The 12,035-nt window shown below is 64.9% G+C and carries 11 protein-coding genes, 1 tRNA gene and 1 pseudogene; 6 read left to right on the plus strand and 7 right to left on the minus strand.

The window, feature by feature from the left end:
* The first annotated feature begins 163 nt into the window (after positions 1–163).
* A complete protein-coding gene (locus tag EL272_RS06580) occupies positions 164–763 on the plus strand; it encodes a sigma-70 family RNA polymerase sigma factor (RefSeq protein WP_014846436.1) in 600 nt (199 codons plus the stop codon).
* Positions 760–1,026, plus strand: coding sequence for a zf-HC2 domain-containing protein (locus EL272_RS06585; protein ID WP_014846437.1), 267 nt, complete (start codon positions 760–762; stop codon positions 1,024–1,026). Before EL272_RS06580 ends, EL272_RS06585 begins: the two co-directional genes overlap by 4 nt.
* A 69-nt stretch (positions 1,027–1,095) precedes the next feature.
* On the opposite strand, the gene EL272_RS16025 is transcribed toward EL272_RS06585, so the two are convergent.
* Positions 1,096–1,170, minus strand: a complete 75-nt coding sequence (locus EL272_RS16025; protein WP_390849323.1) for a 50S ribosomal protein bL37 — start codon at positions 1,168–1,170, stop codon at positions 1,096–1,098.
* A gap of 86 nt (positions 1,171–1,256) precedes the next feature.
* Between EL272_RS16025 and EL272_RS06590 the strand changes: the two genes are divergently transcribed.
* The gene (locus EL272_RS06590; protein WP_061787029.1) at positions 1,257–2,705 is read left to right on the plus strand and encodes a sensor histidine kinase; all 1,449 of its coding nucleotides are present in this window, start codon (positions 1,257–1,259) and stop codon (positions 2,703–2,705) included.
* A gap of 12 nt (positions 2,706–2,717) precedes the next feature.
* Here the strand turns inward: EL272_RS06590 and EL272_RS06595 are convergent, their stop codons facing one another.
* From EL272_RS06595 to EL272_RS06620, 6 genes are all read right to left on the minus strand, one after another.
* On the minus strand, positions 2,718–2,969 hold the full coding sequence (locus tag EL272_RS06595) for a WhiB family transcriptional regulator (protein ID WP_014846439.1): 252 nt from the start codon (positions 2,967–2,969) through the stop codon (positions 2,718–2,720).
* Positions 2,970–3,087: 118 nt separating this feature from the next.
* Entirely contained in the window at positions 3,088–4,230 is a 1,143-nt protein-coding gene (gene galK / locus EL272_RS06600; RefSeq protein ID WP_014846440.1) for a galactokinase, read from the minus strand.
* An 89-nt stretch (positions 4,231–4,319) separates the two neighbouring features.
* Positions 4,320–8,021: a multifunctional oxoglutarate decarboxylase/oxoglutarate dehydrogenase thiamine pyrophosphate-binding subunit/dihydrolipoyllysine-residue succinyltransferase subunit gene (locus tag EL272_RS06605; RefSeq protein ID WP_041696385.1), complete on the minus strand. Its 3,702-nt coding sequence runs from the start codon at positions 8,019–8,021 to the stop codon at positions 4,320–4,322.
* A gap of 74 nt (positions 8,022–8,095) precedes the next feature.
* Positions 8,096–9,541 carry a glycosyltransferase family 87 protein gene (locus EL272_RS06610; RefSeq protein WP_157682467.1) on the minus strand — a complete coding sequence of 482 codons (1,446 nt, stop codon included), beginning with the start codon at positions 9,539–9,541 and terminating at the stop codon, positions 8,096–8,098.
* A gap of 103 nt (positions 9,542–9,644) precedes the next feature.
* Positions 9,645–9,716, minus strand: a tRNA-Arg gene (locus EL272_RS06615).
* Between the two features lie 16 nt (positions 9,717–9,732).
* The gene (locus tag EL272_RS06620; protein WP_014846443.1) at positions 9,733–10,167 is read right to left on the minus strand and encodes a substrate-binding domain-containing protein; all 435 of its coding nucleotides are present in this window, start codon (positions 10,165–10,167) and stop codon (positions 9,733–9,735) included.
* 37 nt (positions 10,168–10,204) lie between these two features.
* Here EL272_RS06620 and EL272_RS15700 point away from each other — a divergent pair.
* From EL272_RS15700 to lysA, 3 genes and pseudogenes are all read left to right on the plus strand, one after another.
* A pseudogene (locus EL272_RS15700) lies at positions 10,205–10,333 on the plus strand (MFS transporter); the annotation flags it as partial.
* Positions 10,334–10,436: 103 nt separating this feature from the next.
* A complete protein-coding gene (locus EL272_RS15705) occupies positions 10,437–10,634 on the plus strand; it encodes a hypothetical protein (RefSeq protein WP_198341762.1) in 198 nt (65 codons plus the stop codon).
* Positions 10,631–12,034: a diaminopimelate decarboxylase gene (lysA, locus tag EL272_RS06625; protein WP_061787193.1), complete on the plus strand. Its 1,404-nt coding sequence runs from the start codon at positions 10,631–10,633 to the stop codon at positions 12,032–12,034. Before EL272_RS15705 ends, lysA begins: the two co-directional genes overlap by 4 nt.
* Position 12,035: the final 1 nt, after the last annotated feature.

The raw sequence follows: 12,035 nt of genomic DNA on the forward strand, positions 1-12,035 counted from the left end.
CCTCGGCGCCCGGTTGGAATGACCGGGAGCAGTTTCCACCGACACAGATGGGTCTGGTGCCGGGAATAATCCCCTTCGGCGGTGCGTTGCAATCCACATGACATCCGCTGCCCTGTTGCTGGACACCTCTTTGGAGTGGGACCGGACACCGGTATGTTCTTTCATGATGGAAGAAACGGATACCACGCTGCTGGATGCTGCGGAACTCGGACTCGCGTTCGAGAACGAGGCCTTGACCCATCTCGACCGCCTTTATTCGGCTGCCCTGCGCATGACCCGGAACCCCGCTGACGCCGAGGACCTGGTTCAGGAAACCTACGCCAAGGCGTTGAGGGGCCGCGATTCCTTCAAGCCCGGCACCAACATGAAGGCCTGGCTGTACCGGATTCTCACCAACACCTACATCAACTCCTACCGGAAGGCGGCCCGCTCCCCACAGATGAGCGGCGAGGAGGAGGTCACGGACCGGCAACTGGCCAGAGCCGCTTCCCACGACTCCCAGGGCCTGCGCTCCGCCGAGATGGAGGCCCTGGACAACACTCCTGATGCCGCTGTCGCCGAAGCCATGGCGGGACTTGCGGAGAACTATCGGCTGGTGGTCTACCTCTCCGATGTCGAGGGGTTCAGTTACAAGGAGATAGCCACCATCATGGGCACCCCGATCGGGACCGTCATGTCGCGTCTGAACCGCGGCCGGGCACAGCTGCGCAAATCCTTGGCCGACTACGCCGCAGATCGCGGCATCGGGGGTGCCAGGGCATGACCGATCCTGAAATGCCGATTCACGACCATGACGACATGGAAGAGTGCGTGCGGGCCCTGGAGGTCGTTCACGCCTTCCTGCACGGAGAGTTGCCCGAGACCGAGGCCGACCGGGTGAGGCACCACCTGCACGCCTGCGAGCGATGTATGGAGAGCTTCGAAATTGAGTACACCATCACCGAGATGATCCGCCGCAGCCAGCCGACCACCGCCGCTCCGGCAGAGCTGCGCAACAAACTCACAGCCCTGTGCCTCTCCCTCTGAACTTCTCCGGGAAAACCTTGCGCCCTCGTCCCTGAAATGGGGGAACGAGGGCGCATCATCTGTAACGTGTCAGGCGTTTGGACGCTTGCCGTGGTTGGCCTTGCTCTTGCGGCGCGCGCGACGCTTGCGGCTGGTCTTGCCCATCGGGGCCTCCTTCTTAGAGTTGCGACGGCCCATTGTGCCAGATGCCCCGTGGCGCCACCAGCCGGGACGATGGCAGAGTAAGGGGCATGGCGAGGACACATCTCTCCGAGGAACTCTCCGACTCCGATTGGCTCCTGGCATTCCAGAGCCAATGGCACCTGCTGAGTGATCTTTCCTTCTCGGATCTGTTGCTGTGGATTCCCGAGGAGGACGGCCCCGATTGTGAAGTGTTCACATGCGTGGCCCAGATCCGTCCGGTGACCGGTCCGACGGCTCTGGAGGATGACGTCATCGGGGAACAGATCGCCTACGAACTGGACCATCAGGTGGTGGTGGCGTACATGAGCCATGAGATCAGCGAGACCAGCGACAACGCGCTGTCTGCCGGTATCCCCGTGGACGTGTGGGCAATCCCCATCCTCCGGGGAGGTCGTTGCATAGCGGTGCTGGAGCGCCACACCAACCAGATGGGCATGCGCGCCACCGGGCTCCTGGAGGAGAACTATCTCGAGGCCGCGGACATCCTGACCAGCATGATCCTCGAGGGGAACTTCCCCCTGGCGCCGGTCTCCGACAAGGCCTTCGCTCCCCGGGTATGCGACGGGGTGCTCCGAGTCCAGCCGGGGGGGCGGATCAGCTACGCGTCGCCGAACGCGATCACCGCCTTCCGGCGGCTCGGTGCGCAGGGCGACATCGCGGATGAGGACTTCACCACCCTGATCCGAAGCGTCATGCGGGGGGTCGAATCCATGGGACAGACCGTCCAGGCGGATCTGGCGGAACACCGCAGCGCCGTTTTCGACATCGAACAACCGCGCGCATCCATGCGCCTGGTGGTGTTTCCGCTCGTGGTGAGGGGTGAGCCGGTGGGCTCCCTGATCCTCTGCCGCGACACCACCGACCTGCGCCGCCGGGATCGCATGCTCGTGACCAAGGACGCCACCATCCGGGAGATCCACCACCGGGTCAAGAACAATCTTCAAACGGTGGCGGCCCTGCTGCGGATGCAGGCGCGGAGAATCAGATCGGAGGAGGGCAGGGAAGCGCTGCAGGACGCGATGCGCAGGGTTTCATCCATAGCCGTCGTCCACGACATGCTGAGTCACAGCCTCGACGAGGATGTCGTCTTCGACGGCGTGTGCGACCGTATTCTCCGGATGATCGGTGACCTCGCCGCCACGTCGGGAGCGGTTGAGGCGGTTCGTATCGGCAGTTTCGGGGAGATCCGGGCCGATGCGGCCACGTCCTTGGCCATGATGATCACCGAACTGTGTCAGAACGCGGTCGAGCACGGTTTGGAGGGGGGTGCGGGACGTATCGAGGTCAGACCGGATGCATCGGCTGAGGGCATGGTCATCGACGTGGTCGACGATGGTACGGGTCTACCCGACGGGTTCCGGCTCGGAAACCAGACCAGCCTTGGCCTGGCCATCATTTCTACGCTGGTCGGGGACCTGGGCGGTACATTGGAGATCGGGAACCGGGAGGACGGGCACGGCACGCGCGCCCGCCTGGTGTTTCCTGTGATGATGTGAGATCGCGCCCGCTCAACCGGCGCGCACCCGCGAGCGAGCGGCGCGGCGTTTCATGGCCCGGCGTTCGTCCTCACTCGTACCACCCCAGACACCGTGATCCTGGCCGGCGTCGAGCGCCCAGTTGAGGCACTGGTCCTTGACCGCACAGCTCTGGCAGATCTTTTTGGCGTCCTCGATCTGCTGGAGTGCGGGGCCGGTATTGCCGACAGGGAAGAACAGCTCCGGGTCCTCTGTCAGGCAGGCTGCCCTGTGGCGCCAGTCCATGAATGGCACTCCTTTTTTCGGCTAGATGATCTTTCGAGCGGATAGAACTTACTCCGGTCCACAGCAATAAACAACCCTGCCGCCCCGCAACAGAGCATGAAACCGTGGAATTCGGAGGTCACTTCAGTCGACCGGCTCCCTCTGAGGGAACGGCCGTGAACCATGAGGGGTCCAGGAATCCTGCCTTCTCAAAGGCATCCCGAATGGCTGATCCGATGTGTTCGGCCCGTCCTGTGGGGCACCATGCGATGATGCAGCCACCGAATCCTCCACCCGTCATCCGGGCCCCGAGTGCTCCCTGCGCCAAGGCCGTCTCCACGGCGAGATCGATGGTCGGGACCGTGATCTCGTAGTCATCGCGCATGGATGCGTGGGATTCGTTCAACAGGGAGGCAATCCCGGCCAGGTTCCCCTTAACCGCGAGTTCCAGGGCGGCGCGGGTTCGATCATTCTCGGTGACCACGTGCCGGACCCGCTTGCGCATCCGCTCGTCGGGAAGCCTCGCCAGGGCTGCATCCAGGTTCGTGACGTCGCGCAGCGCCCTGATCCCGAGGATCGCGGCGGCCTGCTCGCACGTCGCCCGGCGTTCCCCGTACTCCCCGTCCACGTGGCTGTGAGGGGTACGGGTGTCGAGCACCAGGATCTCGACCCCCTGCTCGCGCAGCGGCAGGGGCACCTCGGCGGTCTCGAGCGTGCGGCAGTCCATGAAGAGTCCGTGACCTGCGTGGCAGAGGGTGCTGGCGGCCTGGTCCAGGAGGCCGGTCGGGGCGCCCACGTAGGCGTTCTCCGCCCGCTGCGCCAGCCGTGCACGCTCCATGGGAGCGATCTCCAGGCCGAAGAGGTCGCAGGCGGCAGCCATCACCGCGCACTCGATCGCTGCGGAACTGGACAGACCCGCCCCGAGAGGCACATCCGAGGTGAGCACCAAGTTGACCGCTCCCACCTGGTGTCCCGCCTCGCGCAGTGCCCACAGCACCCCGGCCAGGTAGGCCGCCCAGCCCCCGCCGCCGGGATTGAGATTCGACAGTGGAAGTTCCACGGTTTCCGAGAGATCCATGGCGTGCATGACGATCAGGTCGTCGTCGCGATGCCCCGCTGCGACGAGGGCGCGCTGTTCCAGCGCGAAGGGCAGAACGAAACCGTCGTTGTAGTCGGTGTGTTCGCCGATCAGGTTCACCCGTCCGGGGGCGAACCAGATTCCCTCCGGTACGGAACCCATCAATTTCCGGTAGCAGGTGGTCAGTTTCTCAACGGTATCCATGGCTCACCATCTTCCTCGAGTCCCGGGTCTTGCTGGTCGGGTGAGAATCCCGGTGGCGGAGGCGTGCCCATCACCGGGAAACATCGTCCTCACGCCCCGAAAGCGCTGTTCATCAGATCCGTGGTCTGCTGCTGGTGAACCTTCATGGAACCGACCGACGGGGCGGAGGACCATGGTCGTGCCACCCGGTGCATGCGCAGCGGGATGTCGGTGTGGTTAGCCACGGAATTCGGCAGGTGCACGGAGATGAACGGCCACGGCCCCTGGTTGGCGGGCTCGTCCTGGACGAACCGGATGTCGGTGACGTGACGGTAGCGTTCCAGCACCTTGGCCATCTCGGCTCCGGGCAGCGGATAGAGGCGCTCCAAGGAGATGATTGCCACTTTGCCGTCGAGACCGAACTTCTCCCGGCTGGTCACGAGCTCCCAGCGGATCTTGCCGGAACAGATCAGCAGGCGGGTGACCTCGGACGGATCCGTGATCGTCGGGTCGTCCAGCACCGGATGCCAGGCCCCCGAGGTGAACTCCTCCGGCAGCGAGGCAGCCGCCTTGCTGCGCAGCATCGATTTCGGGGTGGCCACCACGACCGGACGGTGGTAGTTCACGTAGGCGTGCTGGCGCAGCAGGTGGAAATAGCTTGCTGCCGTCGACGGCTGGCTGACGGCGAGGGCGTTCTCGGCGCACAGCTGCAGCCAGCGTTCGATGCGTGCGGAGCTGTGGTCCGGGCCCTGCCCCTCGAAGCCGTGCGGCAGCAGCAGCACCACACCGGACTTCTGGTCCCACTTCGCCTGCCCGGACACGACGAACTCGTCGGCGATGATCTGGGCGCCGTTGGCGAAGTCTCCGAACTGCGCCTCCCACAACACCAGGGCGTCCGGCCGGGCCACGGAGTAGCCGTACTCGAAACCCATGGCAGCGTACTCGCTGAGCAGCGAGTCGTAGACATCGAAGGTGGCCTGGTCGTCGCTCAGGTGTTTCAGGGGCACCCAGGCCTCGTTGGTGACGCGGTCGACGATGGCCGCGAACCGTTGCGAGAAGGTCCCGCGGCGCGAATCCTGCCCGGTCAGCCGGACGGGCCGCCCCTCCATCAGCAGCGAACCGATGGCGAGCAGCTCGGCCGTCGCCCAGTCGATGGGGCCGTTGAGAATCTGATCGGCACGGCGTTTCAGCTGGGGCAACACCTTCGGATGGGGGGTGAAACCCTCCGGGAGCCTGGTGTGCACCTCGCTGATTCGGTGCAGCATCTCCGGTGTGATCTCGGTGAGCCGGTGCCCCTGTTTCGTCGGATAGTAGGGCACCCTCGTGTACTCCTCGATCACCGCGTCGGTGTTCTTGGCATCACGGGCCTCCTTGAACACGTTCTCCAGGCGGGCCCTGAACTTGTCCATCACGTCCTCGGCGTCGGACATGGAAATGTCTCCGCGTCCGATCAGGGCCTCGGTGTACAGGCGCCTGACGGAGCGTTTCTGCTCGATCAGGTCGTACATCTTGGGCTGCGTGAAGCTCGGGTCGTCGCCTTCGTTGTGGCCGCGGCGCCGGTAGCAGACCAGGTCGATCACGACATCCTTGTGGAACTGCTGTCGGTAGGTGAAGGCCAGTCGGGCGGCCCGAATGCAGGAATCGGGGTCGTCGCCGTTGATGTGCAGCACCGGGGCGGAGATGGCCTTGGCGACGTCCGTGCAGTAGGTGGAGGTGCGCGACTCGATGGGGGCCGTGGTGAATCCCACCTGGTTGTTGACCACGATGTGGATGGTGCCGCCGGTCTTGTAGCCGCGCAGCTGGCTCATCTGCAGGGTTTCGAAGATGACCCCCTGGCCGCAGAAGGCCGCATCGCCGTGCAGGAGAAGCGGCAGCACCGGGAAGTCGTCGCCACCGACCATGTCCTGTTTCGCCCGGGCGATTCCTTGGAGAACCGGGTTGACCGCTTCCAGATGGGATGGATTGGCCGCGACGGAGGCCTTGATGGTGGCCCCGTTGTTGGCGACGAACTTGCCCTCCGAACCCAGGTGGTACTTGACGTCACCGGTGCCGGAGACGTCGATGGTGCCTGCGAACTCGTGGAAGATCTGGGCGTAGTCCTTGCCGACGATGTTCGACATCACGTTGAGGCGGCCGCGGTGCGGCATACCTATGCACACCTCGTCGAGTTGTTCGTTCGCGGCCTGCTGGCAGATCTCGTCCAGCAGGACGATAACGGATTCACCGCCCTCCAGGGAGAAACGTTTCTGTCCGACGAACTTGGTCTGCAGGAAGGTTTCGAAGACCTCGGCCTCGTTCAGTTTGTCGAGGGCGTGCATGTGCTCCTGGTGGGTTAGGGCCTGGTGGGGCACCTCGATGCGGTCCTGGAACCACTTGCGCTGCTGGGGATCCGCGATGTGCATGTACTCGACGGCCACGGTGCGGCAGTAGGAGTCCTGCAGGATTGCGAGGATCTCCCGCAGCGAGCGGTAGACCCTTTCCTGTCCGCCGAAGGAGCCGACGGCGAACTCACGGTCCAGATCCCAGATGGACAGGCCGTGGGTTTCCAGCCGCAGGTCCTCGTGTGAGCGTTGCCGGTACTCCAGCGGGTCGGTGTCGGCCACCAGGTGTCCCACCGAGCGGTAGGCGTTGATGAGTTCCAGCACCCGTCCCTGCTTCGCAACCTGGTTCTCGCGGTGGGTAGAGATGTCGACACTCCAGCGCAACGGCTCGTACGGGATACGCAGGGCCTCGAAGATCTTGTCGTAGAAGCCCTGCTCCCCGAGCAGCAGCTGGTGGATGATCTTCAGGAACTCGCCCGACTGGGCACCCTGGATCACGCGGTGGTCATAGGTGGAGGTAAGCGTCGTGATCTTGGAGATGCCGAAGTCGTCGACGTGGAACAGCGAGGTCCCCTGGAACTCCGCGGGATAGTCGATGTTCCCGACACCGAGGATCATTCCCTGACCGTTCATCAGCCGGGGCACGGAGTGATTCGTCCCGATGCCCCCGGGATTGGTGATGGTGGCGGTGGTACCGGCGAAATCGGCCACCGTGAGCTCCCCGGCGCGCGCCTTGGCGATGATCTTTTCGTAGTCTGCCCAGAACTGTGCGAAATTGAGCTTTTCGCATCCCTTGATGTTGGGAACCAAGAGCTGGCGGGTGCCGTCCGGTTTCTTGAGGTCGATGGCGATTCCCAGGTTGATCGCGGGGTTTTCGATCAGCGTCGGCTTGCCGTTGATGACGTCGTAGGAATTGTTCATCGCGGGCACGGCCTTCAGGGCCTGGATCATCGCGTAGGCGATCAGATGGGTGAAGCTGACCTTGCCGCCCTTGGAGGTTTTCAGGAAGTTGTTGATCCCGGTGCGCTGATCGATCACGAGTTTCATGGGCACGGAACGCACGGATGTGGCGGTGGGCACGCTCAGTGAGGCGTCCATGTTCTTGGCCGTGCGCATCGGGGCGCCGCGAAGTACGGTCAGGCGGGGTGCCACCGCGGAGGGCTCGGGCCGCAGCGACGGGTTCGGTGCGTTGGCCGATAGGCCGGCCCCGGTGCCCGGGGTGGAGGGGGATTCCCTGGTGGGTTTGACCGATTCCACCATCGGTTGGTTTCCCTCCTGCCGGGGAGTGCGCTCCTGCGGGGGAGGGGTGGGACGATCATCCCGCGCTGGGGGAGTGGGTGTGGGGGCCGTGTTCGTGGGGATGGGCTTGTCCTTGAAGAAGGCCTGCCACGATTCGTCCACGGATGAGGGATCCTTTTCCCAGGCATCCCGCATCTCGTCGATCAACCAGGAGTTTGCTCCAAATGCATCGTGTGAGTCAGGTGTCGACATCTTCGCCAGTGGCCGCTGCCACAATCCCCTTACTTGAGACTACTGCTTGGGCGTCAGGCTTCTTCGCCCGAGGATCAGCTTAGCGAATCCCGGCCGGGACGACCGGGGTGAGGGCGGGACGTGGCGCGCCACGCGAGTCCCGCCGTGAATCCCGCCAGGATCACGAGAAGCACGTTGCGCGCCACCAGGGTGGAGGACTCGAAACCGGATCCGTTGGGGATCGCCATGATACCTAGGGTTCCCCAAGGATAGGTGTACTGGGTGAGTAGCGCGATGATCACCAAACCGATCGCCAGAACCCGGCGGGGGCGTTTCAACCACGGGCTGGAACCGAGAGCGAGCAGGGCCGCCAGCGGCCCCGCCAGCCACTGGACGTACTGCGTGGACAGGGTTTTGTTCGAGATCACGGTGGCGAGCACCACGGCGAGCACCGACAACAGGATGGCCTGGGTCAGGTGCTCGTCGCTCGAGCGGAAATTGCGGAGCAGTCTCCACGTGAGCGCCACGGTGAGCAGGATCGAACCGGCGGTGAGGAGAGTCGACAGCCCGAGCAGGGGATCGATGCCCGGCCCACGGAACTCGATGGCGTTGTACTTGCTGAGCTCAACCCGCCAGGCGGGATTGGCGGTGAACGTTCGCAGGAAGATGAGCGGGGTCGCTGGGACGGATTCCATCTGGAGCCCTCGGCTCGACTGCCAGGTCAGAGGGGACGCCGAGCGGGCCCATCCGCCGATCAGCAAAGACGCGAGCCCCAGGGTGAACCCGGTTGCGGCGAAGCCGATCAGGCGGCATCGTCCCCTGCCCGCGTGCAGGGGGGCAGGGGCGGACATCGGGGCGATCAGCAGGGCGGGCCAGAGTTTTATCGCCGCGCCGAGGCCGATCAGGGCGCCCGAGGTGGCGGGGTGGCGGTTGAGCCACAGGCATGCGAGGGCAACGGCGGCTGCGGTCAGCATGTCGAAGCGGAACCACACGATGGGGCCGCAGGCCCCTATGAACAGGATCCAGAAAACTGAGGCACCCACCGAGCCGTGCTTGAACAGCATCGTCGCCACGAGACCGTCGAGCAGGAGCATCGACAGTGCGAAGACCGGCAGCCAGGAATTGAACGCGGTGCTCCTGTAGGGCAGGGACGCGGTGAACCAGACGGCGACGAGCAGGACAGCCAGGGCGGCGCCCCCCAGGAGAGCGAACCGCTTGTGGCCCCAGGCCCACAATGCGGTGAGGAGGGCGATACCGATCAGCGCCCCTCCCACCAGGATCAGCGGCAGCCACCAGGGGTGGCCGCTCCCGAGGGTGTAGAGCAGCTCCAGGAACCAGACGGCGGGAAGGGGATACTCCACCATCACTCCGGAACCGGCCAGTGCCGTCGTGCACTTCAGGTCATGGCTGCCGTCGCCCAGCAGGCACCAGAGCCAGTACCCGTAATAGCTGATGTCGTTCTGGACGAAGGTGACCTGGGGAATCTTCCACAACACCACGTTGAATGCGCGGGTGACCGCGAACACGAAGGCCAAGGTCATGGCCCACATCGTGCGGTGTCCCCTCCTGGCGGGCGCTGTTGTGGTTTCGGTCAAGCACGGACTCCCTGGAGTTATGGGCCCGCCGGTAGGTCCGGCCGTGAAGCGCCCCCGCGAGGATTCGAACCTCGGCACCCGCCTCCGGAGGGCGGTGCTCTATCCCCTGAGCTACGGGGGCTTCGACGTCCGACAGGCTAGCATGAACCCGAAGTTCCGGGGCAACTCGGCGATTTCTCAGGACACCGTGGAACTCCGGATGCTGATCCCGGTGGGGCATCACCAGTTTCGCGTGTTTCGCGCCGGACTCCAGGAGCTTGCGGATCATCGGCTCCCCCGGCGAGTGCTCCTCGGCGTTCGGTCTCGAGGGCCACCGAGGTCAGGGAGATGGCCGGGCTGCGCGCGAGGAATGGTGCCGTCGATGGTGCGACGGCCCGCTCTCCCGGGACTGCGATTCGGCTGGACCGCGCCAGGGTCAGAGCGTCGAGCGCGGCCAGGGCGTTGCCCACGAAAAGTGCGGTGGGACGCGGCCCGGGGGCTCCCAGGAGACGATCGGCGGCTGTGAAACCCTCGTAGTCGGTGGTGTCACACGGTTCCACCACGATGTACCCGGCCAGCTCCCGGGAAAACATGCGTTCCTCGTGGATCCGGCGTCGGATCGGGAAGGCGCCAGTCTTCCTGGCCGAGATCTCGTCATCCGAGACGCGGGGCCGGATAGTCGCGCGCAACGAGTTCATGATCGTTTTCGGCCGGTTCCTGGCCTTCGTCATCAATGCGGTCATTCACAACTACTGGGGGAGCAGCAACGGACGCTGGTGCGTGATGCTTCTGGTGGCCGTGCTGTCCGCGTTCGGCCTGTTCTTCGAGGTGCCACGGGTGGTGAAGGTGTTTCCGCAGGCGCGTGATGATCATCCTGGGCTTCTGCCTGCCGATCTTCTTCCACGTCCTGGTCGGACTTTCCACCCAGTTCGTTCCCGACGAGTTCCGCGCCCACGGGGAGCAGACAACCCGGAATCCTGCCCAACGCGCCCGTTTTGTGGGGCGTGCCGGAGTTTCATCGGCCCCGGCACGCCCCATCTGGCAAGCTTTGACCTCATGACCCACGCTCACATCGCCGGCTCGATCCATGCCGACGTAGCCAAAACAGGGCCGCAGTGGCTCACGTTGCCCGAGAACCTCAACCAGCTGCGTGCGGAACTGTGGCCCGCAGGAACCGAGCGGGATGGGTTGGGCCGTATCGTGATCGGTGGGGTCCCCCTGACGCAGGTCGCGGCCGAGCAGGGCACACCAGCCTACGTGATCGACGAACAGGACTTCCGCGACAGGGCGCGGGCCTTCCGCGACCACTTCGCCGGATGGCGGGTCTACTACGCGGGAAAGGCCCTGCTTACCCGGGCGGTGGCGCGCTGGGTGGCCGAGGACGGGCTCCACATGGACGTGACGACCATGGGGGAGATGCGGATCGCCCTGTCCGGGGGGATGCCTGCGGAGCGGCTCGGGTTCCACGGCAACAACAAGTCGGCGGAGGAGATCCGTTTCGCCCTGGAGCAGGGGGTTGGGCGCATCATCGTCGACTCCTTCCACGAGATAGACCGCATCGAGACCGCCTGCCGGGAGCTCGGGAGGAAGGCCCATGCGTTGGTGCGGGTCACCACCGGGGTGGAAGCCCACACGCACGAGTACATCGCCACGGCCCACGAGGACCAGAAATTCGGTCTGTCCATCCTCGGGGGCCACGCCCTCGCGGCGCTGGTGCGGTGCCAGTCGTCGCCCTTCATCGAGCTGCGCGGCATCCACAGCCACATTGGTTCCCAGATCTTCGAGACCCACGGCTTCGAGGTGGCGATCCGTCGCACGCTGCGGCTGGCGGAGCAGTTCCGTGTCGCCACCGGGGTGGAACTGGCGGAACTGGACCTCGGGGGCGGATTCGGAATCGCGTACACGGAGGCCGATTCACCCATGCCAACCGATGTCCTCGCCCGGGCCTTCGAGGACATTCTCGACCACGAGTGCCGGGGTTTCGGATTGAAACGCCCCCAGCTCAGCATCGAACCGGGCCGCGCCATCTGTGGTCCGGCTGGGGTGGCCCTGTACGAAGTCGGGACCGTGAAGGCGGTGGAGCTGGAGAATGGGCGTTCGCGCACCTACGTCTCCGTCGACGGGGGTATGAGCGACAACATCCGCCCTGCCCTGTACGCCGCCGAGTATTCCTGCGCCCTGGCGAACCGGACCTCGGAGGCCGACCCCGTGCTCGCGCGGGTCGTCGGGAAGCACTGCGAGGGAGGCGACATCCTGATCCGGGACGTCTTCCTGCCCAAGGACATCCACCCCGGGGACCTGATCGCAGTCCCCGGCGCCGGGGCGTATTGCCGATCGATGGCCAGTAACTACAATCAGGTTCCGAAACCGCCCCTGCTGGCGGTGCGCCGGGGGGAGACACGAACGCTTCTCAGGCGGGAAACCCTGGAAGACCTGATGCGACTTGACGTAGGGGAGTGAA

Origin of the sequence: Arachnia propionica (assembly GCF_900637725.1) — a bacterium.
In the GTDB taxonomy this organism is placed as follows: Bacteria; Actinomycetota; Actinomycetes; order Propionibacteriales; family Propionibacteriaceae; genus Arachnia; species Arachnia propionica.